Origin of the sequence: Streptomyces sp. RKAG290, from assembly GCF_023701695.1 — a bacterium.
Lineage (GTDB): Bacteria > Actinomycetota > Actinomycetes > Streptomycetales > Streptomycetaceae > Streptomyces.
The window spans coordinates 1,074,281-1,096,816 of sequence record NZ_JAJOZC010000001.1; the positions used below are offsets into that span (position 1 = coordinate 1,074,281).

At 71.4% G+C, this 22,536-nt stretch carries 19 protein-coding genes and 1 pseudogene; 16 read left to right on the forward strand and 4 right to left on the reverse strand.

The features are described from left to right. The first annotated feature begins 406 nt into the window (after positions 1–406). The 6 genes and pseudogenes from LNW71_RS04580 to LNW71_RS04605 all read left to right on the forward strand — a co-directional run bounded on the left by LNW71_RS04580 (position 407) and on the right by LNW71_RS04605 (position 8,343). Positions 407–2,878, forward strand: coding sequence for a sensor histidine kinase (locus LNW71_RS04580; protein WP_250967051.1), 2,472 nt, complete (start codon positions 407–409; stop codon positions 2,876–2,878). Next, entirely contained in the window at positions 2,875–3,279 is a 405-nt protein-coding gene (locus LNW71_RS04585; RefSeq protein ID WP_250967052.1) for a roadblock/LC7 domain-containing protein, read from the forward strand. Before LNW71_RS04580 ends, LNW71_RS04585 begins: the two co-directional genes overlap by 4 nt. A 66-nt stretch (positions 3,280–3,345) precedes the next feature. After that, complete coding sequence (locus tag LNW71_RS04590) at positions 3,346–4,545, forward strand: ABC transporter substrate-binding protein (RefSeq protein WP_250967053.1); 1,200 nt, start codon at positions 3,346–3,348, stop codon at positions 4,543–4,545. A 1-nt stretch (position 4,546) separates the two neighbouring features. Next, positions 4,547–6,697, forward strand: a complete 2,151-nt coding sequence (locus LNW71_RS04595) for an ABC transporter permease (protein WP_250967054.1) — start codon at positions 4,547–4,549, stop codon at positions 6,695–6,697. Further along, a pseudogene (locus tag LNW71_RS04600) lies at positions 6,694–7,574 on the forward strand (ABC transporter ATP-binding protein). Before LNW71_RS04595 ends, LNW71_RS04600 begins: the two are co-directional and overlap by 4 nt. A gap of 10 nt (positions 7,575–7,584) precedes the next feature. Continuing rightward, the gene (locus LNW71_RS04605; protein WP_250967055.1) at positions 7,585–8,343 is read left to right on the forward strand and encodes an ABC transporter ATP-binding protein; all 759 of its coding nucleotides are present in this window, start codon (positions 7,585–7,587) and stop codon (positions 8,341–8,343) included. A 36-nt stretch (positions 8,344–8,379) separates the two neighbouring features. Here the strand turns inward: LNW71_RS04605 and LNW71_RS04610 are convergent, their stop codons facing one another. After that, the gene (locus tag LNW71_RS04610; protein ID WP_250967056.1) at positions 8,380–9,597 is read right to left on the reverse strand and encodes an FAD-dependent monooxygenase; all 1,218 of its coding nucleotides are present in this window, start codon (positions 9,595–9,597) and stop codon (positions 8,380–8,382) included. A gap of 224 nt (positions 9,598–9,821) precedes the next feature. On the opposite strand from LNW71_RS04610, the gene LNW71_RS04615 reads away from it, so the two are divergent. From LNW71_RS04615 to LNW71_RS04625, 3 genes are all read left to right on the forward strand, one after another. After that, the gene (locus tag LNW71_RS04615) at positions 9,822–10,625 is read left to right on the forward strand and encodes a methyltransferase domain-containing protein (protein WP_250971899.1); all 804 of its coding nucleotides are present in this window, start codon (positions 9,822–9,824) and stop codon (positions 10,623–10,625) included. Between the two features lie 111 nt (positions 10,626–10,736). Continuing rightward, positions 10,737–11,147: a VOC family protein gene (locus LNW71_RS04620; protein WP_250967057.1), complete on the forward strand. Its 411-nt coding sequence runs from the start codon at positions 10,737–10,739 to the stop codon at positions 11,145–11,147. 14 nt (positions 11,148–11,161) lie between these two features. Further along, positions 11,162–11,626, forward strand: a complete 465-nt coding sequence (locus LNW71_RS04625; RefSeq protein ID WP_250967058.1) for a helix-turn-helix transcriptional regulator — start codon at positions 11,162–11,164, stop codon at positions 11,624–11,626. Positions 11,627–11,807: 181 nt separating this feature from the next. Here the strand turns inward: LNW71_RS04625 and LNW71_RS04630 are convergent, their stop codons facing one another. After that, positions 11,808–12,458: an MOSC domain-containing protein gene (locus LNW71_RS04630; RefSeq protein WP_250967059.1), complete on the reverse strand. Its 651-nt coding sequence runs from the start codon at positions 12,456–12,458 to the stop codon at positions 11,808–11,810. Between the two features lie 262 nt (positions 12,459–12,720). On the opposite strand from LNW71_RS04630, the gene LNW71_RS04635 reads away from it, so the two are divergent. From LNW71_RS04635 to LNW71_RS04665, 7 genes are all read left to right on the forward strand, one after another. Continuing rightward, complete coding sequence (locus LNW71_RS04635; protein ID WP_250967060.1) at positions 12,721–14,250, forward strand: UDP-N-acetylglucosamine 1-carboxyvinyltransferase; 1,530 nt, start codon at positions 12,721–12,723, stop codon at positions 14,248–14,250. A 347-nt stretch (positions 14,251–14,597) separates the two neighbouring features. Further along, the gene (locus tag LNW71_RS04640) at positions 14,598–15,089 is read left to right on the forward strand and encodes a nucleic acid/nucleotide deaminase domain-containing protein (RefSeq protein ID WP_250967061.1); all 492 of its coding nucleotides are present in this window, start codon (positions 14,598–14,600) and stop codon (positions 15,087–15,089) included. Positions 15,090–15,109: 20 nt separating this feature from the next. After that, entirely contained in the window at positions 15,110–15,700 is a 591-nt protein-coding gene (locus tag LNW71_RS04645) for an SUKH-4 family immunity protein (RefSeq protein WP_250967062.1), read from the forward strand. Between the two features lie 624 nt (positions 15,701–16,324). Further along, positions 16,325–16,948: a TNT domain-containing protein gene (locus LNW71_RS04650; protein WP_250967063.1), complete on the forward strand. Its 624-nt coding sequence runs from the start codon at positions 16,325–16,327 to the stop codon at positions 16,946–16,948. Between the two features lie 79 nt (positions 16,949–17,027). Then, positions 17,028–17,417 carry a hypothetical protein gene (locus LNW71_RS04655; protein WP_250967064.1) on the forward strand — a complete coding sequence of 130 codons (390 nt, stop codon included), beginning with the start codon at positions 17,028–17,030 and terminating at the stop codon, positions 17,415–17,417. Between the two features lie 146 nt (positions 17,418–17,563). Next, positions 17,564–18,988, forward strand: a complete 1,425-nt coding sequence (locus tag LNW71_RS04660; protein WP_250967065.1) for a DUF1800 family protein — start codon at positions 17,564–17,566, stop codon at positions 18,986–18,988. Positions 18,989–18,999: 11 nt separating this feature from the next. Further along, positions 19,000–20,337, forward strand: a complete 1,338-nt coding sequence (locus LNW71_RS04665; RefSeq protein ID WP_250967066.1) for a DUF1501 domain-containing protein — start codon at positions 19,000–19,002, stop codon at positions 20,335–20,337. Positions 20,338–20,344: 7 nt separating this feature from the next. On the opposite strand, the gene LNW71_RS04670 is transcribed toward LNW71_RS04665, so the two are convergent. Both LNW71_RS04670 and LNW71_RS04675 read right to left on the reverse strand, forming a co-directional pair. Then, positions 20,345–21,745 carry a HAMP domain-containing sensor histidine kinase gene (locus LNW71_RS04670; RefSeq protein WP_250967067.1) on the reverse strand — a complete coding sequence of 467 codons (1,401 nt, stop codon included), beginning with the start codon at positions 21,743–21,745 and terminating at the stop codon, positions 20,345–20,347. Further along, positions 21,742–22,452: a response regulator transcription factor gene (locus tag LNW71_RS04675; protein WP_250967068.1), complete on the reverse strand. Its 711-nt coding sequence runs from the start codon at positions 22,450–22,452 to the stop codon at positions 21,742–21,744. The genes LNW71_RS04670 and LNW71_RS04675 overlap by 4 nt, the downstream gene beginning before the upstream one ends. Between the last annotated feature and the right edge of the window lie 84 nt (positions 22,453–22,536).

Consider the following 22,536-nt stretch of genomic DNA (forward strand, 5'->3'; position numbering starts at 1 on the left):
CGGACGGGCAGTCAAGTCGGCGCGCGGGAATGCTTCGTGAGCCTTCGGCCGACCCCCCGAGCGGGCCCGAGGCGAGGCGTCGACCGCTGGTCAGGCCTGGTTTCACCGAGTCGCCCGAGGCAACTGCCCCCGGTCCGGGAGGGCTTGCCACTCGAGCCAGGGTGACCGAGTCTGATCACTTCTGCACTGTCGAGTGCGCACAACTTTCGGCAATGTACCCATCCGTAGCCACCTCCTACGGCATAGGATCATGCCGCGCCACAGGGGCCCCGGCCGCCCCATCTGCCCCATCCGCAACAGTGCGGATGATGTGCCGCCGTCCCCACAAACACCCCCCACACAAACCGTTAACAGGTATCTGCGTGCCACTGATACTCAGCAGCGGTTCCGGCGATGGAGCCGCGCCATGAAAATCAATCGTCGCCTCGTCCTGCTCGTCACCGCGCCGCTCACCGTGGCCGTCACCTTCTCGGTGCTGGCCCTCGCACCCGCAGCCAACCACGCGCTCCAGGCCAACCGGCTGGCCGCGATGGTCGACGCCGCCTCCAGCGCGGGTGAGTTGGCCCACCAGTTACAGCGTGAGCGTGCCGCAGCCACCGCGCTGGTCTCCGAACAGGGAGATGCGGACGCGTACCGCTCAAGTTCCGATTCGACCGATGAGAGCATCGCCGGATTCCAGGGCCGGACACGGCACCTGTCCGAGGTACCGGACAGCGCACAGGCCGCCTTGGACCGTATCACGCGCTTCATCGACGAGATGCCCGCCCTGCGCGCCCAGGTGCGGTCGGGCAGCAGCACCATCTCCGCGCTCGCCTTCGGCTACCGCATCGTGATCGCCGACCTCAACAGCTACCGCGACGGCATCGCGCAGGCGGACGGGGTCGACGCCGGCATCGCGGACCGGATCCGGGCCGCCGCCGCCCTGTCCGAGGCCGCGGAGCACACGGCCCAGCAGCAGGTCACCGTGATGAGGGCGCAGGCGGCGGGCGGCTTCACGACCGCTTCGCAGCGGACGTTCGACGCCGGCCGGCTGGGCTACACCGAGTCGATCGGTGTCCTGTTCGACCTCGGCCCCGGCCAGTGGCGGACCTGGCTGGAGCGCACTCTCTCCGGCACGAAGGCCCTGGAGGCCCGACGGCTCGAGGACGAGATCGGGCGTACGGGAACGGGCAGGGCCATCGACGTCGCCCCGAAGGAGTGGCAGAAGGCCTTCAACGACCGTCAGATGCTGCTGCGTTCGGTGGAGAAGCGGATCGACGAGTCCGTCTTCACCACGGTCTCCGACGCGCGCACCACGCTCATGTGGACGGCCGGGGCCGAGGTCGCCCTGGTGGTGCTGACCCTGGTCGGAGTCTTCTTCGTCGCCATCCGCCTGGGCCGCGTCATGATCCGGCGGCTGCGCGATCTGCGCAACGCCGCGCACGAGGTCGCACACACCGGGCTGCCCGCCGTGATGAGCGAGCTGTCCCAGCCCGGCGCGCTCAGTGGTGCGACGCCCGAAGAGGTGGCCCGGCGGACGGGCAACCCGGTCCGGACCACGGGCCAGGACGAGATCGGCGAGGTCGGTGAGGCATTCAACGCCGTCCACCACGAGGCCGTCCGCCTGGCGGCCCAACAGGCTTACATCCACGACCAGTTCGCCGAGACGCTGGTCGGCGTGGCGCGCAGGGGTGCGCAGTTGACGTCCGTCATGGTGTCCGAGCTGGACACCGTTCAGCGCGACGAGGCCGACCCGGTACGGATGAAGACCCTGTTCGCCCTCGACCACCTCGCCATCCGCATGGAGCGCAACACCAACAGCCTCCTCGTGCTGGGTGGTTACGGCCAGGCCCGGGTGCGCACGGCCGACGTCGGATGCTCCACCGTCATCGTTGCCGCCGCCCAGCAGATCGAGCGCTTCGACCGCGTGTCTCTCGGTGTCGTCGAATCGGGTATCGGCGTCGCCGCCCGTGCCGTGCACGACGTGGCACACATCCTGGCGGAACTCCTGGACAACGCGACCCGGTTCTCGCCTCCCGACAAACAGGTCGGCGTCGCCGTGTGGCGGCTGTGGGACCGGGCCGTCGTGCAGATCGTCGACGAGGGCGTGGGCATCACCGCGGAACGCCGCGCCGTCCACAACGCCGCGCTGCGTGAACCGCAGGCAGGCATCGGAGACGTACGGTCCATGGGTCTGCACGTGGTGGCACGGCTCGCCGCACGTCATGGCATCGTTGTCGAACTGCGCGACTCCTCCGGCCCCGGCACCATCGCCGAGGTCACCCTGCCCCCGAAGGTGCTGACCGCGGCCCCCGCCCAGGACATGCCACCCGCGCCGGACATGCGCGATCAGGCCCATGACTACGGCAGCCCTGGCGGCGGTGCGCACTACGAGGCTCCCCGTCCGGTCACACCGCCGGGACCGCCCGGCCGCGGGCGGCAGGACGGAGCGCGTTGGCGACCCGACCACACCGGCACCCCGATCGGTTCCGTGGCCGCCGCCCCGCGTGAACGGGAACACGGCACTCCGATCGGTTCCGTTGCCGCCGCCCCGCGCGAGTGGGAACAGGGGAGCTCACCCGCCCCGCGCGAGCGGGGACACGGCAGCTCGCCCGCCCCGCATCCCGTGCACGACGAGCCGGTTTCGCGCAGCGCCGCGGTCAGCTCCTCGGGACTGCCCCTGCGGCAGCGCGGCGCACCCCAGCAGTGGCCCACCCTGGGCAAGCGGGAGAGCACCGACCAGCGTGCCGGCACCGCCTCGCCGCGGCCGGCGCCCCGCCGCCGGGACTCCCGGCAGGTCTCCGACGTCCTGGCGGCCTACGCCCAGGGGATCAACAGGAGCACGAACCACCGGGGGCGCTCCGCCACCGACGACAACACCGAACGGACCAAGAAATGACCACTCCCACCGACCTGAGCTGGATCCTGAGCGGTTTCGCCGGGCGCATCCCGGAAGTCACCCAGGCGATAGCCGTGTCCGTGGACGGCCTCGCGCTGGCCTACACCGGCGTGGAGCGTGACGACGCCGAGCGGCTGGCCGCCATCGCCTCCGGCGTCGTCAACCTGCTCTCCGCGGCAGCCCAGTTGACCAACACCGATCCCGTCGAGCACAGCCTCACCGCGATGGAGGGCGGCTACATGTTCTCGATGGCGGTCTCCAGCGGTGCCTCCCTGCTGGTGACCACCACCAGGGACGCGGACATCGGCGAGGTCAGTTACATGATGTCGGAACTGATCAACCAGGTCGGCGACTCGCTGTCTCCCCAGGTCCGCGACGCGAGTATGCCGCCTTCCCGCTGATCGCCGCCGCACGGCACATCGATCCCGCTCCGAGCCCCCCACCCGCCACTCCCGATGAGAGTCCTCATGTTCTTCGACATATCCAGTCCGCGCCGCCGCAGATTCCGGCCGGCCGGCGCCGCCGCCCTCGCCCTCGGTCTCGCCGCGGTCACCGGATGCAGCAGCGACAGCGGTGCCGGCGACACGGTGAAGGTCGGCCTGGTGGCCTCCCTGTCCGGCACCTACGAGCCGGTCGGCACCGAGCTGCGCGCCGGCTTCGAGCTGTACCTGAGCACCCACGACAACAAGCTGGGCGGACGCAAGGTCGAGCTCGTCGTGGCGGACGAGGGCGACGGCCCGCCGACCGCCGTGCCCGCGGCGACCAAACTGGTCAAGAAGGACAAGGTCGACGTCCTGACCGGCCTCGTCAGCGGTGGCTCGGTCAACGCGGTGCTGCCCCTGGTCCAAAAGGCCAAGATCCCCTTCCTGGGGTCGAACGCCCGGCCGCCCGTCAAGGACCTCGAGTACGTGTGGACGACGAGCTTCCTGTCCGACGAGCCGGGCAAGGCCATCGCCCCCTACGTCAAGAAGCAGGTCGACGGACCGGTGTACGCGATCGGCCCGGACTACCAGGGCGGCTACGACGAACTGCGCGGCTTCACCGATGAGTTCAAGCGGGTCAAGGGGAAGCTCGCCAACCCCGGCGGCAAGACCACCTGGACGCCGTTCCCGAAGACCACCAACTTCATGCCGTACTTCGCCGAGATCGCGAAGACGGATGCCAAGGCGGTGTACTGCTTCTACGCCGGCAAGGCCGCGATCGACTTCGCCAAGCAGTACGCCCAGTCCGACATCGCTGATCTGCCGTTGTACACGGCCTTCGTGACCGAGGGCAGCGTGCTCCAGGCGCAGGGCGCCGCGGCGAAGAACATCTACTCGGTCCTGAACTACGCGGCCGACCTCGACAACGAGGCCAACCGCAAGTTCGCCGCCGACTGGACGGCCGAGCACGACACACAGCCCACCACGTACGCGATGGCGTCGTACGACGCCGCCGCCGTGCTGGACAAGGCGATCGCCACCGCCGTGAAGAACGGTGACGTGACGCCGAAGACCATCAACGAGGCCATCGCGGACCTGGGCCAGATCGACAGCCCGCGCGGCGCCTGGGAGTTCGGCGACAAGGCGCACTCGCCGGTGCAGACCTGGTACCTGCGACAGGTGCGCCCGGACGGCGCCCAGCTGGCCAACGTCATGGTCCAGGACCTGGCGACGCTCGGCAGCTGACATGGGACTCCTTGATGCCCACGTCGTCCCGGCGGTGGACGGCGTGGCCTACGGGCTGCTGCTGTTCGTGGTCGCCGCCGGTCTGAGCCTCGCCTTCGGCACCGCCGGCGTGCTGAACCTGTCGCACGGCACGCTGTACGCCATCGGCGCCTACACGGGGGCCGAACTGGGTGACGGCACCTGGGGCGGGTTCGCACTGGGGCTGGCCGCCGGAACCGCGGCCGCCTGTGCCGCCGGGGCGGGGCTGTCCGCCGCGACGGCACCCCTGGCCCGGCGTGGGCATCTCTCCCAGGCACTGCTGACGTTCGGGCTCGCCCTGGTCGGCGGTGACCTGCTCATCCAGCTCTTCGGGGCGGACGAGCTCCCGGTACGTGTCCCCGAGGCGCTCGACACCTCGGTGACACTGCTGGGCCACCGGTACCCCGCGTACCGGCTCGGCTTCATCGTGATGGCCGTGCTGCTCGCGGCATCGGGTACGTGGGTGCTGACCCGGACCCGCATGGGTACGGCGGTACGGGCCGCCGCCGACGATCCGGAGATGCTCGCGACCACCGGGTACAGCCCTCGTGCGGTACACACCGGCGTGCTCGCGGCAGCGGGGGCGCTGGCCGGTGCGGCGGGCGTACTCGGGGCACCGATCATCGGCCCCGGGCCCGGCACGTCCGAGAACGTCCTGATGCTGTCCCTCGTGGTGGTCGTGCTCGGCGGGCTGCGCTCGCTGTGGGCGACGCTCGCGGCGGCGGTCGCCGTGGGCGAGGTGCAGACGCTGGGCGTCTCGGCGGCGCCCGACCTGGCACCGTACCTCCTCTTCGCCGCGATGGCGGCGGTGTTGGCAGCCCGCTCCCGCTTCGCCGAGCCGGCAGGCGTGCAGGGTCAACAAGGGCCTTCACCGGACCCGGTCGCCCGGCTCCGCGGCCACCTCGTCGCGCGACTGCGGCTGCGGACCCGCGGGGCGACAGCAGCGGGGCGGCCCGCCACAGCACCGGGGCCGGGGCCGGACGCCGAGCCCGTGGGGGCTGTGGGCGCGGTCGGGGCATCGGGGGGACTCGACGATGCCAAGTCCGTTGCGGCGCAAAGTGGTTCGGCCGAAGCGGCGGTGCCGCCCGGCAAGGGCAGGAGCCCGCTCGCGGGGTTCGGGCGGCTTCCGCGCGGCAGCGCGTGGCGGCAGGCCTCCGGGCTGCTGGTGCTGCTCGCGGTGCTGGCCGCGCTGCCGGGGGTGCTCGACCCGTACAGCATCACGCTGGCCGGGTCCGCCCTGGCTCTGGGGCTGCTCGCGGTCAGTGTCACCGTCCTCACCGGCTACGCCGGACTGCCCACCCTCGGGCAGACCGCGCCGTTCGCCGTCGGCGCTTATGCCACCGCGAATCTCGCGGATGCCGGATGGACCATGGGTCCGGTCCAGCTCGTCCTCTCGGCGCTCGCGGCCGCGGCCTTCTCCGCGGTCACGGGTCCTGCCGTGATCCGGGCCCGGGGCACCACCGTGCTGATGATCACGCTCGCCGTCGGCGAGCTGACCGGCGCGGTCGTCAACCAGCTCAAGTCCGTCACCGGGGGCGCCGACGGTCTCGTCGGCTTCCCGGCCACGCAGGCGCTGTGGAGCGGGGAGGGGATGTCCGAGGAGAGCGAGCTCTACACCTACGCACTCGTCGTCACCGTCGTCGCCGTCGCCGTCACCCTGCTCGTGCTGCGCTCCCCGGCCGGGAAGCTGCTGACCGGCACCCGGGGCGCCGAGGCCCGGATGCGCGCCTCGGGGCACCCGGTGGGGCGGTACCTGCTGGTGGCGCACGTCTGCGCCGGTGCGCTGGCAGGCGTCGGCGGCTCGCTGATGGTCACCGTCCAGCAGTACCTCTCCCCGGCCGACGTCGGCTTCGAAATCGCCGCGTTCGCGCTGCTGGCCGTCGTCATCGGCGGCACGACGTCCGTGATCGGCGCGCTGCTGGGCGCCGGGCTCATCGTCATGACCCGGGACTGGGTGGCCGGTTCGTGGCCAGGTCACGGCCCGCTGCTGCTCGGCGCACTGTTCGTCGCCTCCGTCTACCTGCTGCCCCGCGGCCTGGCCGGCCTGCGCGGATCCGGTCGGACCGGGCCGCAGGCCGGCGGGCCGCCACCATCCGTATCCACTCCGACCCACGCCGGGAAGGTCTCCCCATGACGCCTGCCCCGACGGCCGCATCGGCGCCCCCGGTCCTCGACCTCAGCCGTCTCACCCGCAGGTACGGCAGCCTCACCGCCGTGGACGACGTCAGCCTGCGGCTGCCCCCGGGCGCCCGGCACGCCGTCATCGGCCCCAACGGCGCCGGCAAGACCACCCTGCTCAACCTCATCGCGGGCACCGACCGGCCCGACCACGGCACCATCGCCCTGGACGGCGGGGACATCACCCGTAAGGCCCCGGCCGGGCGGAGCCGCCTGGGCATCGCCCGCAGCTTCCAACAGCCTTCGGTCATCTCCGAGTTGACGGTGCTGGACAATGTCGTACTGGCCGGCTGGCCACACCACCCGAAGCGCCGCGGTGCCTGGCGCCGCCCCTCCCGCCACCGGCTGCACACCGAGTCCGCGGGCCGTCATCTGGAGACCGTCGGCCTCGCGGACCTCGCCCACCGGCCGGCCTCCGCGCTCTCCCACGGGCAGCGCCGCATGCTCGACCTCGCCGCCGCACTGGCCGGCAATCCGCGCCTGCTGCTTCTGGACGAGCCCGCGGCCGGGCTGACCGACGGTGACATCGGGCGGCTGCTCGGCATCCTCGGTGGTCTTCCGCAGAGCATGGCCGTCATCCTCGTCGAGCACCATGTCGAGGTCGTCGCGCAACTCGCGACGACGGTCACCGTGCTGGCCGCGGGACGGGTACTCCTCACCGGTCCGACCCAGGAGTGCTCACGCATCCGGAGGTCCGCGACGCCTACCACGGCGCCGCGGCGACGACGGACAGCACCGCGGCCGACGCCCCGGATGCCGGCATCACGAACGTCGCCGTGTCCGGTACCGGTTCTTCCGGGACCGGCCCGTCCGGCACCGAAGCGAGAGGATGACCGGACCCCGATGCTCGAACTGACCGGCCTGACCGCGGGCTACCACGGTGGCACCGTCCTGCACGGGCTCGACCTCTCGGTGCACGCCGGTACGGTCCACGCCGTCGTCGGCCACAACGGCGCCGGCAAGACCACTCTCGTGCACACCGTCGCCGGACTGATGCGTCCCGGCGCCGGCACCGTACGCCTCGACGGCCGCGACCTGACCGGGCAGCCGGCACACCGGATCGCCCGTGCCGGGATCGGCCTCGTGCCGCAGGGCCGCCGCGTGTTCGCCGGGCTGACCGTCGCCGAACACCTACGGCTGTCCTACCGTCCGCCGCGGCGCGGCGACACCACGCGCCCCAGCGTGTGGACCCCCGCGCGCGTCCTGGAGCTGCTGCCCCGGCTGGGCGAGCGCCGGAACAACCGGGGTTCGGCCCTGTCCGGCGGCGAACAGCAGATGCTGGCCCTGGCGCGGGCACTGCTCGGCTCGCCGAGCGTGCTGCTGCTCGACGAGCCGACCGAGGGCCTCGCCCCCGTACTGGTCCAGCAGGTCCACGAGCTGGTCAGCACGCTGGCGGGCGAGGGCATCGCCGTGCTGCTGGTGTCCCCCAGTGCGGTCCGGGCGGCCGAGTGCGCCCGTACGCTCACCGTCCTCACTTCGGGCCGGCTGACGCTGCGCCTGGACGGGGCGAGCGCGCGGGCCGATCCCACCGCGCTGAACGCCGCGCTCGAACTGTCACCGACGGCCGTGCGGGACGGGGGCGGGACGGACGCGAGGCGGTGACCGGAACAAGGTCACCGCCCTTGGCGCGTTCCGCGCTCAACCGGCCTTGATGCTGTGGCCCCCGAAGCCGCTCCGCCGGTCGGAGCCGCTGTTCTGGTCCTGCCACCACACGTCGAACTCCGGCTGGCCCATGGCGGACCAGTCAGGGGTGTTCTCGACCTGCGCGCTGCCCATCCTGCGGGCGAGCGCGACCATCGCCGCCCCGACCCCGCCGCGCCCGGCGTCGTAGGTCTCCAGGACCTCCTTCCAGCTGTCCCCCGCCACCCATGCGGCCTCCAGGGCGGTGGCGTCCTGGAGCGCCTTCACGCTCCCGCCGCCGATGTGCGGCCGGGCGACACTGGCGGCGTCACCGACGAGCAGCATCCGCCCCGAGGTGTAGCGCGGCACCTCCAGGTCGTAGATGGGCTGGATGAAGGTGGTCTCGGCGGGGGTGCGGAGCACTCTGGCCGCCCAGTACGGCGGGAAGTTGTCGGCGACCAGGGCGCGCAGGTGCGCGGTGAGCTCCGAGTTGAGCCGGCCGGGCGGCAGGGAGGTCGGGGTCCGCAGGTCGGGGTGGAGGCCGTCGGTCTGCGGAGGCGTGGTGTAGAGCACCCAGTTGAGCAGGTGCCCGCCGGCACCGTCCGGGATGCGGTAGATCATGCAGTGGCCGCCGGGGAAGACGATGTTGTGCGCGTCGTGTCCGTCCGAGGGGAGGTCCGCGACGTCCGACGACGTTCCGCGCCAGCCGATGTATCCGGCGTACGCCGCGTCCGCCCCGGGAAACATGGCTTCCCGGACGACGGAGCGGTATCCGTCCGCCCCGATCACGACGTCGAAGTGCTCCTGGTAACCGTCCGCGAGCCGGACCGTCGCACCGTCGGCGTCCGGCTCGACGCCGGTGACCACCGCACCGGACCGGTAGGAGACCCCCTCGGGCACCCGGCGGCGCAGCTCGCTCCACAAGGACCCCCAGCTGTAGGCACGGAAGGGGAACGGCTGCTCGCCGACGACCCGGCCGTGCTCCGCAGCGCCGTCCCGGGCACTCCACACCCGCCGGCTCAGCGGCGCCCAGGGCATCTCCGGGGCCACGTACCCGGCGTCCCTCAGCTCGTCGAACCGGTCGCTGTGCAGGGCGATTCCCACTCCCCTGTCACGGAGCCGGGCGTCGGCGCGTTCCAGGACGGTGATCTTCTCGGCTCCGCCGCGCGACGCGGCCAGGGCCGCGGCACACCCCGCTATGCTGCCGCCGACGACGGCGATGCTGCCTCCACGCATGACTGGCGCTCCTCTCACTCAGTTGTCCGGTCGCCGTTCCGGTTACCGCCGCGCCGGCATGACCGGTCACAACTCCGCGTGAATCGACGCTCGTTGTCCCGATCCGTGCGACCGGGACCCGGACGGCACCCTATCGAGGAGAAGGGTCCAGGCAGGCCGGCGCCGATGACGGTGGACTCGACTCCGCGGACGGGAAGAGACGGAGGAAGGCAGTGGGACAGGACATGGCCGAGCACGGTGCGGATCACGGGTATCTGCTCGACAACCAGCAGTCGGAGGCGGGCATCCGTTTCGGCGCGCTGGCCGAGCTGTTCGATCCGGTGACGTTCCGGCACATCGACCGGATCGGCATCACCGAGGGCATGCGGTGCTGGGAGGTCGGGGCCGGTGGCCCCTCCGTTCCTTCGGGTCTCGCCGAGCGCGTCGGAAGGGCGGGGCAGGTGGTGTGCACCGACATCGACGTGTCCTGGGCGAAGGACGCCGCCTCCGATGTCGTCGAGGTCCTGCGCCACGACGTCGCGGCCGATCCCCCGCCGCCGGGCGGGTTCGACCTGGTGCACGCCCGGCTGGTCCTGGTGCATGTCGTCGACCGCGCCGAGGCGCTGCGCCGCATGGTCCAGGCGCTGCGGCCCGGCGGTGTGCTGCTCCTGGAGGATGCGGATCCGGGGCTCCAGCCCCTGCTGTGTCCGGACGAGTCGGGCCCCGAGCAGCGGCTGGCCAACCGGCTGCGGTCCGGTTTCCGTGAGCTCATGGCGGCGCGCGGTGCCGATCTGTCGTACGGCCGGACGCTGCCCCGGCTGCTGCGCGGGGCCGGCCTGCGCGACGTCGGGGCGGACGCCTACTTCCCGATCACCTCACCGGCCTGCACGGTGCTCGAAGCGGCGACCGTCCGGCAGATCCGGGACCGGCTCGTGGCGGCGGGAATCGCGACCGACGAGGACATCGACCGCCACCTGTCGAACGTCGCCACCGGAGACCTCGATCTGGCGACGGCCCCGATGGTCTCCGCCTGGGGCCGCCGCCCGTAGCCGGGCCGGCGCGGCACCGGGGCGGCGGACCACGGGTGCGGCGAAAGAGGTGGCTCGACCGATCAGGATTCGAGAAGCGCTGACCACGCGGCCGCACCTAATCTGATCGCCATGGACATCACCATTCACACGAGCGTGCTCCCGCATGACGACCCGGACGCCTCCTTGGTCTTCTACCGCGACGCCCTCGGCTTCGAGGTCCGCAGCGACGTCGGTCAGGGCAGGATGCGCTGGATCACGGTCGGCCCCCCCGGCCAGCCCGGCACGTCCATCCTCCTGGCGCCGCCGGCCGCCGACCCCGGGGTCACCGAGGCGGAGCGCCGCACCATCGCCGAGATGATGGCCAAGGGCACCTACGGCTGGATCCTGCTGGCCACCCCGGACCTCGACGGCACCTTCGAGAAGGTGGAGGCCTCGGACGTCGAGGTCGTCCAGGAGCCGACAGAGCAGCCGTACGGCATCCGCGACTGCGCCTTCCGTGATCCTGCGGGCAACATGGTCCGCATCCAAGAGCTTCGCTGAGAAGGGGGTCGCTCATGTGCAAGCCCGCCTGGGGTCGCGCACGCGCCGCGGATCAGCGCCTGCGTGACCTGGCGCTGCTGCGCCGGGTCCGCGACCGGATGGACCGGGAGTACGCGCAGCCGCTGAACGTCGAAGCGCTCGCCCGCGGCGTGAACATGTCCGCCGGGCACCTCAGCCGCCAGTTCCGGCTGGCCTACGGCGAGTCGCCGTACACGTACCTGATGACGCGTCGCATCGAGCGCGCGAAGGCGCTGCTGCTCCGTGACGAGCTCAGTGTCACCGAGGTGTGCTTCACGGTCGGCTGCTCCTCGCTCGGTACCTTCAGCACCCGCTTCACCGAGCTGGTCGGCATGCCGCCCAGTGTCTACCGGAGCAATGCGAAGGGCGCCGCGGCGGGGATGCCGCCCTGCGTGGCGAAACAGGTGACGCGACCGATCAGGAGCCAGGGGGCGCCGGTCGCCGAGCCCCAGCCAGTCTGACGGCCGAGGGTGCCCGGGCGCCGCGCAGCACCGGCACCCGGGCCCGGGCCCGGACTCCCGGACTCCCGGACTCCCGGGCTCCTCAGGACGGTCAGGGCGGTCAGGGCTGTCAGCGATGGCCAGGTGGCCGGGCGTGCGGTCTGCCGAGCCGTGGCCCCGGCGTCACCACCCGGTCGAGCACCTACCCCGACGTCCGCCGGCGGACCAGCTCCTTGCTCTCCTCTGGCAGCGCGTCGGCGGCCAGCAGCCACGGCAGCAGTTCGGCGTCCAAGGTCATGGCCCGGAAGGCGAGCGCGACGGTCACGTCGTGATCGGGGCGGTACACGATCTCGACCGGGTCGTCGGTGCGGATGTCGCCGGGCTCGATCACGCGCAGATACGCACCGGGCAGTGCGGCCTGCGTGAACCGCTTGATCCAGCCGTCACGCCGCAGCCAGCCCTGGAACGTCGAGCACGGGACCCGCGGGCACGACACCTCCAGGACCACGTCCGGCCCGATCCGCCAACGCTCGCCGATCAGGGCGCCGTTGACGTCCGCTCCCAGCGTCGTGAGGTTCTCCCCGAACACCCCGTTCGCGAGCGGCCTGCCCAGCTCGGCCGCCCAGCCGTCGAGATCCTCGCGGGCATACGCGTAGACGGCCTGGTCGCCACCGCCGTGATGCTGCACGTCGTAGGCCCGGTCACCGGCCAGACCGACCGCGCCGGTGCCCTTGGGGCCGGGTGCGGCCACGGCGACCGGTCCATCGACGGGCTGCTTGTCGATGCCCGTCAGGCTCAGCCCCTTCCAGGGGTTGGGGCGAGGCCGGCCGATGTTGACGGAGAGCAGCTTCATGACGGGGACCCTACGATCCGCCGACCGCGCGGGCGACACGTTTTCCCGGGGCCTGACGGGGGTGACTGCCCGCAGCGCGCACCGGGCACCACGTGCCGATGGACGCGCTCCGCGTGCCGAACCGGTGCGGCGGACGGACCATGGAGTGGGCGACAGCGCCCGTGTTCGGCCGCGCCCCCGCGCTGCGGCTCTGCACCCAGCCGTCACCCGAACACCACACCCCCACACCAGCCTCATCTCATATCTGAGATAGCCTTTCGGCATGTCAGATGACTACCTCGTACGTATCGGCAAGCTCATCCGTGACGCCCGCCAGCACAGGGGCTGGACGCAGAGCCAGCTGGCCGAGGCGCTCGCCACCAGCCAGAGCGCCGTGAACCGCATCGAACGCGGCAACCAAAACATCAGCCTTGAGATGATCGCGCGTATCGGTGAAGCTCTCGACAGTGAGATCGTGTCGCTCGGATACGCCGGTCCCATGCACCTGCGGGTGGTCGGCGGACGGCGTCTCTCCGGAGCCATCGACGTCAAGACCAGCAAGAACGCGTGCGTGGCGCTGCTCTGCGCCTCGCTGCTCAACAAGGGCCGTACGGTGCTGCGCCGGGTGGCCCGTATCGAGGAGGTCTACCGCCTCCTGGAGGTGCTGAACTCCATCGGGGTGCGCGCCCGGTGGATCAACGACGGAACCGACCTGGAGATCGTGCCGCCCGCCCGGCTCGACATGGACGCCATCGACGCGGACGCCGCGCGCCGGACCCGTTCGATCATCATGTTCCTCGGGCCGCTGCTGCACCGGTTGGACCAGTTCAAGCTGCCGTACGCGGGCGGCTGCGACCTCGGCACCCGGACGATCGAGCCGCACATGATCGCGCTGCGCCGGTTCGGTCTGGAAATCGCCGCGACCGAGGGGATCTACCACGCCCGGGTCGACCACTCCGTCACGCCCGGCCGCCCCATCGTGCTGACCGAGCGCGGCGACACCGTGACCGAGAACGCCCTGCTGGCCGCGGCCCGGCACGACGGCACCACCGTCATCCGCAACGCCTCCTCCAACTACATGGTCCAGGACCTCTGCTTCTTCCTGGAAGCGCTGGGCGTACGGGTGGACGGCGTCGGCACCACCACGCTGACCGTGCACGGCGTGCCGAACATCGACGTGGATGTCGACTACTCCCCCTCCGAGGACCCGGTCGAGGCGATGAGCCTGCTCGCCGCCGCCGTCGTGACGGAGTCCGAGCTGACGATCCGCCGGGTGCCGATCGAGTTCCTGGAGATCGAGCTCGCGGTGCTGGAGGAGATGGGCGTCGACTGCGACCGCACGGCGGAGTACGCGGCGGACAACGGGCGCACCAGGCTGGTCGACCTGACGGTCCGGCCCTCCAAACTGGAGGCGCCGATCGACAAGATCCACCCGATGCCGTTCCCCGGCCTCAACATCGACAACGTGCCGTTCTTCGCGGCCATCGCCGCCTCGGCCCACGGCCAGACCCTCATCCACGACTGGGTCTACGACAACCGGGCCATCTACCTCACCGACCTCAACCGGCTCGGCGGCCGGCTCCAGCTCCTGGACCCGCACCGGGTGCTGGTCGAGGGCCCGACCCGGTGGCGCGCCGCCGAGATGATGTGCCCGCCGGCACTGCGGCCCGCCGTGGTGGTGCTGCTCGCGATGATGGCGGCCGAGGGCACCTCCGTACTGCGCAACGTGTATGTGATCAACCGCGGTTACGAGGAGCTGGCGGAGCGGCTGAACTCGGTGGGGGCGCAGATCGAGATCTTCCGGGACATTTGATACGAGGATGCCGCCACACCCGTCTGACCTGAGGCTTGGCGGGTCAGGGAGAGGTGCGGCGGCATCTCTGGAACCTCTCTGGGACTTTGGGCCCGCCGTGGCTGCGAGCCGCGCTCCACAGGTCCTGCCGACCGGCCACGGCTACGCGAAAATCGCGTCGATGGCCGCGCTGAGCAGTGGAACCCGGCGCCACCCCGAGACGACACTCGGGCCCTCCGCCTGCACAGCCCCAGCCCACGAAACGGAAACGGCCCACCGACTCCGTCGGCAGCCGGTCACGAAACTTCACTGAAAATGGCGGCACTCGGACCTGGCGGCCCCGCGCGGGCGAGAACAACCCATACAGCGTGGCAGCGGCGAACACCGACCGCGTCAAGTCCACGCCCATCAGACCTGGTTCCACCGAGCTGGCCCGAGCGACGCAGACAGCCCGCTATGCACGGAAGGACTGGACCGGAAACAACTACGCTGCCGGCAACTTCAACGACGGCAAAGGGCATGAGTTCCTGCTGGTCGGCTACAGCAAGAGCGTCCACTCCGAACGTTCCGTCGGCTACCCCCTGTTGAAGGCGAAACAGCAGGACGGACTCACGAGTCTGTATACCGAACGGGAGCCCTGCCAGAAGGCACCGTCGTACTGCGACCGCTGGACCGCCAAGTACTTCGGCAAGGACCTTCCCGTCAGCCACTCCCAGTCGTATGACCAATCGCTACCACGACAGCCCGGCGAGAACGACTACAAGTACGGCAGAAGAGTCGACGCTGAGCATCTCCAGTACCGTAAAGACCTTAAGAGTTGGTACAAGACTCACACCCCGCTCACGCCCTACCAGAGCTGAGCGAAACACGGCAGGATAAGATGATCTTCGAACTGTCTCGCGAGGAACTCATTCAGACCTTTGGTGAGGAGCGAGTACACCAAGCACCTTCAGAGACGGCACAGGCAGCCGGCTTCAGCGGCGAGACGCTCACTTTCCTCACCGACACAGGGCTGCCGGAAAACGAGTTCATCTCCTTTCCCGAACTTGACGGAGCTGACGGCGGGTTCCGCCCAGTCTCGGTCGAGGAACTCGGCAGCACCTGGAATCTTCCGGTCGCTGCTGCCCACTGGGTATTCCTCGGCAACTTTGAGATCAGCGCCATCGTGGCAGACACGCGAACTGGCGAGCTGTACCAGCTAGCCGAAGGCATCATGCGCCCCGTCCCGCTGCACCGCGACCTCTCCTCGCTGGTGCACACGATCAGGGAACTGTCGAAAATCGTCGGAAGCCTCCCGGAGGACTACGAGGACGACGAAGAGCTCATCGAGGCCCTGGGTGAGTCCCTGGACGCCCTCAAAAGCGAGATCGGTCGCAGAGATCCTCGCCCCTTCAGCAATGAGCACTGCGAGTGGGTCGAGATCGTCACTAACATCGGAGCCGGGATGTGGGGGCAGGGGCAGCAGGACTGACTCCGTCGCAGCGCCTATACGTGATGTCAGGAACGCCCGACGGACCTTGATCGAGCCGGAGATCATCACCCTGTGGTTCCGAGACCGGCTCGTCAGCAACCCGCTTCCGCCGCGCGGGAGGAAGCCGTCGGTACGCCCGCGTTTCCGCGACAGCTCGCTTTGACGGCGACCACCCGGTGTCAGCCCTTGTCTCGCCGGACCCCGTCCCCCTCCGCTCCGCCTTTCGCAGGCTCCCTCGACCGCACCCCGGGACGCACTGATCCGACTCCGGCGCGCAACGGCCTTCGAGCGGGCCGCCATCCGCACCGGGCGGGGGTCCCCGGGGTCCCGTGGCCGTCCGGTGCGTCCGGCTCGCCAGGGGCTGTCCCTCGATCCCTTAGGCCAATCAGGAGAAATCCCGTACCCGATCGGGTTGCGGCGTGAATTCCGATCACCATGCGTCGTCGGCGCCCCTGTTGACTGAGCGTCACCAAGCTACGGTGCCCGCTTCAAGGGCGCCTTGCGCGACCGTGCCGCCCCTGCGAGCCGTTTCCGTGGCCTGCACCGGGCAAGAGAGGGGAACACCGCATGCGGGTGCTTCGGAATTTCGTATCGAGTGCGATTGCCTCGCTACTCCTGGTCGGGTTGGCGCCGACAGCCGCCCATGCCGACAGCAGCACCGCCCGTCCTGGCATCCAGTGCCCCACTGACGAGCGAGGGCGCGGAACGAACAAGGCGCCCGAACAGGCGCTGGAACGCTACTACCACGACGACTGGCGGCTGGGCCCCCGGGATCTCCCGAAGACCGGCCCCATCGGCAAGATGCTGCGGGGCTACAACCGCACGGGCCGCGTCTCGCAGTACTGGTTCCTCGGGTGCTACTGGCAGACCAACCCGGTGACGAACACCTCCGGTTGGTGGTATCCGGACAACGACGGCTTCGTCCTCGACCGCCAGGGGAAGCCGGAGAAGAAGTCGCTGAAGCTCCGGGTGGGACAGCTGGTCGACCTCTTCGGCAGCGGGTTCGGCAACTTCCTCGCACCTGCCGGGACGCCGTACGCCAAGCGCGCCATCCCGCCGAGCAACCTCGTCAAATACACCACGGCCTACCCGTCCAGCTACCACCTGTACCGGGTCCTCAAGGCGTTCACCGTGGAAGCCGGGCCCATTCGACCCTGGTTCGGCCAGCCCGGGCTGGGAATCCAGTACCGGACGGCCAAGTCCATTCCGGACCTGGTCGCCGCGGAGGAACTGAAGGCGCTGAACTGAGCGTGACCTATCGTTCCTGGGCAGGTTCCGGCGGGTCCGGGGCCTGCCCAGGGGCGTCCCGACGGAGTGGAGTCGCGGAATGAACAGGGCAGAACTCGTCGATCGGCTCCACCGCGAAGGCACCCCGGATGCCCTGTACGAGATCCCGGGCGTCCACGGCGTCCCCATGCAACTGGACGCCTCCTACGTACTGCGTCCGGAGGCGGACGAGTGGCTGGTCGTTCTGCGTCAGCGGGGCCAGGACAGCGTCATGGCGAGCTTCGGGACCGAGGCGGAGGCGTGCCGCTACCTGTACGACACGATCACCCGGGTTCCACCCCCTGTGCCCGGCGGGGCGGAGCGGATCGCCCGGCTCCTGGCGGACAGCGACGAGATCCAGCGCCAGGCCCAGGAGGACTACGACCGGGCGCCGTCCGGCAGCGATGACGGCCCCGTGCCGCGGGACCACAACGGGCCGCCTGACGCATAGGGCCGCTCCGGGCGCCGTCCCTGCGGAGGCTGCGCACCGACGCGCGGATGTGCCGGTCCCCCGGAGCCGCGGGTTCCGTGCGGACTCCTACCGAATTCACACCTTGCGCGTACCGCGGTCCCACCCCCGGCGCGCACGGTGGGCCCATGGGACGGCCACTGGACACCCGAGCACATGTCATGCGCCTGCTGCAGCGCACCGGTTTCGACGCGGGGCCGGACGCCGTCGACGCGGCCGAGAAGGCCGGGTTCGACGCCACGCTGGACCGCGTCCTGGCGTCCGGCGAGGACGCCGGCGCCGCTGCCACGCCCCTCCCCCGGCTGGACCCCCTCCCGCGACGCGGCAAGGGCGGCAAGCGGGACGGGAAGAAGACGGGCGGGGAGGGCGGCGGGAGCGGGAAGAGCGCTGAGCCGCAGGAGCCGGGCGCCGGGCAGGGGAAGGACAAGGGGGACGCGGCCGCCAAGAAGGCGTTCCGGTCCGCGGTGCGGGAGCAGCGGGGCGACATCGCCCTGTGGTGGCTGGACCGGATGGTCGCCGCCGAGCGCCCCTGGGCCGAGAAGCGCACCCTGCTGTGGCACAACCACTGGGCGACGTCCGTCCAGAAGGTGAAGTCCGGCTCCGCCATGCTCGTCCAGAACGAGACGCTGAGGCGCCTGGGCGGCGGCGACTTCCGGGCGCTGGCCCGCGCCATGGTGTGCGATCCGGCGCTGATGGTCTGGCTGGACGCGCCGGGGAGCACGGCCGAGGAACCCAACGAGAACCTGGGGCGCGAGCTCATGGAACTCTTCGTGCTAGGTGTCGGCCACTACACCGAGCGGGACGTACGGCAGGCGGCGGCCGCGCTCACCGGGTGGACCGTCGACCGTAAGGACCCGGACGGCTGGCAGGCCCGCTTCCGTCCGGACCGGCACGCGGTCGGCCGGCACACCGTCGTCGGTGCGACGGAGGACTTCACCGCGGCCTCGCTCATCGACCACCTCGTCGACGTCCCCGCGTCCGCGGGTTACCTCGCCACCCGGTTCTGGGGGCGCGTCGTCGCCTCCTCCGCGCCGTCGAAGGGGAGCCTGGCCCGCGCAACCGCCGCCTACGGGACGGGGCGGGACACGACGGCGATGTTCCGGGCCCTGCTGACGGACCCGGTGTTCGCCGATCCCGGCAGCGTCCTGGTCAAGCAGCCGGTGGAGTACGTCGTCGGCGCGATGCGCGCGTTCGGCGTCCGCCCCTCGAAGCTGAAGGCGCCGGCCCGCGCCAAGCTGCTCCGCACGCTCGAAGGCCTCGGCCAGACACCGTTCGCGCCACCGAGCGTGGGCGGGTGGCCGGGTGGCGCGGCGTGGCTGACCGGAGCAGCGGCGCAGGTGCGGATCGGCTTCGCGCAGGGTCTGGTGCGCGAAGCCGACCTGACGGAGGTCGAGCGTGCGGCGGCGAAGGAGCGGCCCGCGCTGCTGGCCCGCAGCCTCGGCGTCCGGAGCTGGGGCGCCGCGACCTCCGGGGTACTGACCGCTGCGGCGCGCGATCCGCACCGGGTCACTGCGATCGCCCTCACCGCCCCCGAGTACCTCGTCCTGGCCTGAAGGAGACAACCGTGGACACCTTGACCCGACGCAGGTTCCTCCTCTCCAGCGGAGTGGCCGGCGCTGCCGCACTCGTCGCCGGAGGCACCGCCTACGGCGTGCACGAGCTGCTCGCCTCCGGCGGCGCAGCCGACGCCGCCACCAGCCCCGTACTCGTCCTGGTCACGCTCTACGGCGGCAACGACGGCCTCAACACGGTGGTGCCCGCCGCCGACCGCGCGTACCAGGACGCCCGCTCGGAGCTCGCGTACAGCGAGGACGAGGTGTTGCCCCTCGGGGACGGGCTGGGCCTCAACCCGGGCATGAAGGGCTTCAAGAAGCTCTGGGACGACAAGAAGCTGGCCGTGGTGCGCGGGGTGTCCTACCCGCGTCCGGACCACAGCCACTTCCGGTCGATGTCCATCTGGCAGACCGGTTCGCCGAGCAGCCCGGTGCCCTCGGGCTGGCTGGGCCGCTGGCTGGACACGTTCGACACGGCGGATCCGCTGCGCGCGGTCTCCGTCGGAGCCACCCTGCCGCCGCTGCTCGCCGGTGAGAGGACGGCGGGGGCCGCGGTGCGGCTGGGCGGCGGGGGTCTGCCCGACGCATGGCTGCGTACCTGCACGGAGTTGTCGCGTACCTCCGAGGACGCGCACCCGCTGCTGGCGCGTGCCGCTGCCTCCCTGGGCGATGTCACCCGCATCGACGCGGCGTTCGCCGACCGGGGCGCAGGGTCCGACCGTCCGGGGGGAAAGGGTGCCAAGGGCAAGAAGGGCGACGGCCCGCAGCCGTCCGGGAGCCCCGTGCCGCACTCGTCGAGCGTGGCGGCCGAGGATCCAGGCGCGCCGAGGGAGGGCGACGAGGACCAGGACATGGGCGCGTCCGCGGGCGGCCAGGGCGAACTGGCCGGCCAGCTCGACGTCGTGGCGCGCGCGATCACCGCGGGCGCCACGACCCGCGCGTACAGCGTCAGCCTGGGGGGTTTCGACACGCATGCCAACGAGAAGGGCACCCAGTCGCGACTGCTCGGGCAGCTGGATCACGACCTCACCGCCTTCCTGGACCGGGTCCGCTCCGCCGGGGCCGGCCGGCCCGTGGTCGTCGCGGTCTACTCCGAGTTCGGACGCAGGCCGCGGGCGAACGGCAACCAGGGCACCGATCACGGCACATCGGGACCGGTGTTCGTACTCGGCGATCCGGTGCACGGCGGGTTCTACGGCGACCAGCCGAGTCTGACCCGGCTCACCGACGGCGACCTGGCCACGACGACGGACTTCCGCGACGTCTACGCGACGCTCCTGCACCGGGTCCTGGACAGCGACCCGGGCCGGATCCTCGACGGGCACGACAGGACGCTGGGTTTCCTCTGAGCACGGGTCAGTCCGGCGGCCCGGCCGGCAGCACGACCTGCACCGTGGTCCCTCCGCTGCCGGGCGGGCTCGTCACCTCGACCGTGCCACCGTGGGAGGCGGTGACCGCCGCGACGATCGCCAGCCCCAGTCCGCTTCCGCCGCCGCTGTGGGTCCCGGCGGCCCGGTAGAACCGGTCGAGCACCCGCGGGAGCACGTCGGCCGGGATGCCCGGACCGTCGTCGGTGACCGTGACGAGCGCCGAGCTCCGGGCCGAGGTCACTTCGACCCGGGCCGTCGTGCCGGCCGGGGTGTGCGCCCGGACATTGGCCAGCAGATTGTCGACAAGCCGACGCAGTTGGTCCCCGTCGCCGCTGACGACCGGCCCGGTGGCCGGCACCGACAGTTCCAGCGGGTGATCCGGCGCGACCACCCGGGCCGCATCGGCCGCCGCCCGGACGATCTCGGCCAGGTCGACCGGCGCCCGCCGGGGCCCCGGCGCCGAGTCCAGCCGGGCCAGCGTCAGCAGGTCGTCGACGAGACGCCGCATGCGCAGGGCCTCGTGGGTGATGCCCGCCATCACGCGCTCGCGCCGGCCGGCGTCCCCGAGCACGCCCTGATGGTGCAGGTCCGCATAGCCCAGGACCGCGGTCACGGGGGTCCGCAGTTCGTGCGAGGCGTCCGCGACGAAACGTCTCAGCCGGGCATGGGCGTCCTCCTGCCCGTCGAGCATGGTGTTGAGCGCGAGCCCGAGCCGTCCGACCTCGCTGTCCTCGTCGGCCGGCCCGACCCGGTGGTCGTGGTGGCCCGCCGCGATGGCGTCGGCGTCGCGCGCCATCGACTCCAGCGGCCGCAGCCCGCGCCGCAGGATCCACAGGCCGGCCGCCGCGAGCAGCACCAGGCCGGCAGCCGTTCCCGCCGTCTCCGCGAGGAGGAGCCGGCCCAGCGTGCCCTGGACCTGCTTCATCGGCACCGCGACGACCAGCGTCCCGCGGTGGTCGGGCAGGGCGTGGGTCAGCAGCCGGTAGTCCGGACCGTCGGGCGTGACAGCGGGCACGGTGACCGGTCCGTCGCCGGCCCGCCCGGGCTTGTCCGGTACCCGCGGCGGCGGGTCCGCGGGGTCGCGCAGTCCCGGCACCAGGTCCCGGTGGACACCGTCCGGCTGGATGATCTCCAGGTAGTACTCGGACGTGCCCAGCATGCGCGCGCTCGCGGCCAGCCCCCGGGCGGGCGGCAGTTCCTTGCGCACCTGCGTCATGACGCGCCGGTGCACCGCCTGAAGGGACGTGTCGGTCCGGTCGGTGAGGTAGCCGCGCATCGCGCCGTACAGCGCGGCGTCCAGGGCGGCCAGGACGACGGCGGTGACGACGACCAGCGTGCACAGCAGCCGGGCGCGCAACGAATGCGGAAGGAGGCGAGGGGCCCTCACCGCGCTTCCCGCACGGCGCGCAGCATGTAGCCGACACCGCGCCGGGTCTCGATCAGCGGCGGCCCGAGGGCGTCGAGCTTGCGGCGGAGGTAGGAGATGTAGGTCTTCAGGACACCCGGGTCCCCCTCGCCGTACTCCCAGACGTGGTCGAGCAACTGCTCGCGGGTCAGCACGCGGCCCGTGTTGAGCAGCAGGTGGTGCAGGAGCCGGTACTCGGTGGGCGACAGGTCTACGGGCCGCCCTGCCCGCCGCACCTCGTACGTCACGGTGTCCATCTCCAGGTCGGCGCAGCGCAGCAGCCCGTCGCCGCCGGGTGCGGTGGCGCGTTCGGTGCTGCGCCGCAGCACGGCCCGCACCCGGGCGGTCACCTCCGCCAGCCGGAACGGTTTGGTGATGTAGTCGTCCGCGCCCAGGTCGAGCCCGCCGACGACGTCCTGTCCGCTCTCCCGGGCGGTGAGGAAGACGACGGGCACGCGGGACCCGGCGGAACGGAGTCTGCGTACCACTTCGAAGCCGTCGAAGTCGGGCAGCATCACGTCCAGCAGGACCAGATGCGGGGAGTGTGCCCTGACCTCGGTGAGGGCGTCGCGCCCGCACGACGCCTCCTGGACCTCGTAGTCCAGAAACCGCAGTGACGTCGCCAGCACGTCGAGGATGGCGGGCTCGTCGTCCACGACGAGCACACGTATCCCTGTTCCCTCAGCCATCCCGCCATGGTGCCAGCGCCGCGGCGCACGCGGGGCATCGGTGTCCGCGGAGCGGGGTGTACGGGCGGGTGACGGAGGTGCGCG

Excerpts from the sequence above, each read along its gene's own strand:
- LNW71_RS04635 (WP_250967060.1), top strand. The coding sequence starts at position 12,721 with ATGTCAGATGACTACCTCGTACGTATCGGCAAGCTCATCCGTGACGCC.
- LNW71_RS04580 (WP_250967051.1), top strand. The coding sequence starts at position 407 with ATGAAAATCAATCGTCGCCTCGTCCTGCTCGTCACCGCGCCGCTCACC.
- LNW71_RS04610 (WP_250967056.1), bottom strand. The coding sequence starts at position 9,597 with ATGCGTGGAGGCAGCATCGCCGTCGTCGGCGGCAGCATAGCGGGGTGT.
- LNW71_RS04615 (WP_250971899.1), top strand. The coding sequence starts at position 9,822 with ATGGCCGAGCACGGTGCGGATCACGGGTATCTGCTCGACAACCAGCAG.
- LNW71_RS04595 (WP_250967054.1), top strand. The coding sequence starts at position 4,547 with ATGGGACTCCTTGATGCCCACGTCGTCCCGGCGGTGGACGGCGTGGCC.
- LNW71_RS04585 (WP_250967052.1), top strand. The coding sequence starts at position 2,875 with ATGACCACTCCCACCGACCTGAGCTGGATCCTGAGCGGTTTCGCCGGG.
- LNW71_RS04645 (WP_250967062.1), top strand. The coding sequence starts at position 15,110 with ATGATCTTCGAACTGTCTCGCGAGGAACTCATTCAGACCTTTGGTGAG.
- LNW71_RS04605 (WP_250967055.1), top strand. The coding sequence starts at position 7,585 with ATGCTCGAACTGACCGGCCTGACCGCGGGCTACCACGGTGGCACCGTC.
- LNW71_RS04630 (WP_250967059.1), bottom strand. The coding sequence starts at position 12,458 with ATGAAGCTGCTCTCCGTCAACATCGGCCGGCCTCGCCCCAACCCCTGG.
- LNW71_RS04620 (WP_250967057.1), top strand. The coding sequence starts at position 10,737 with ATGGACATCACCATTCACACGAGCGTGCTCCCGCATGACGACCCGGAC.
- LNW71_RS04625 (WP_250967058.1), top strand. The coding sequence starts at position 11,162 with ATGTGCAAGCCCGCCTGGGGTCGCGCACGCGCCGCGGATCAGCGCCTG.
- LNW71_RS04590 (WP_250967053.1), top strand. The coding sequence starts at position 3,346 with ATGTTCTTCGACATATCCAGTCCGCGCCGCCGCAGATTCCGGCCGGCC.
- LNW71_RS04675 (WP_250967068.1), bottom strand. The coding sequence starts at position 22,452 with ATGGCTGAGGGAACAGGGATACGTGTGCTCGTCGTGGACGACGAGCCC.
- LNW71_RS04660 (WP_250967065.1), top strand. The coding sequence starts at position 17,564 with ATGGGACGGCCACTGGACACCCGAGCACATGTCATGCGCCTGCTGCAG.
- LNW71_RS04655 (WP_250967064.1), top strand. The coding sequence starts at position 17,028 with ATGAACAGGGCAGAACTCGTCGATCGGCTCCACCGCGAAGGCACCCCG.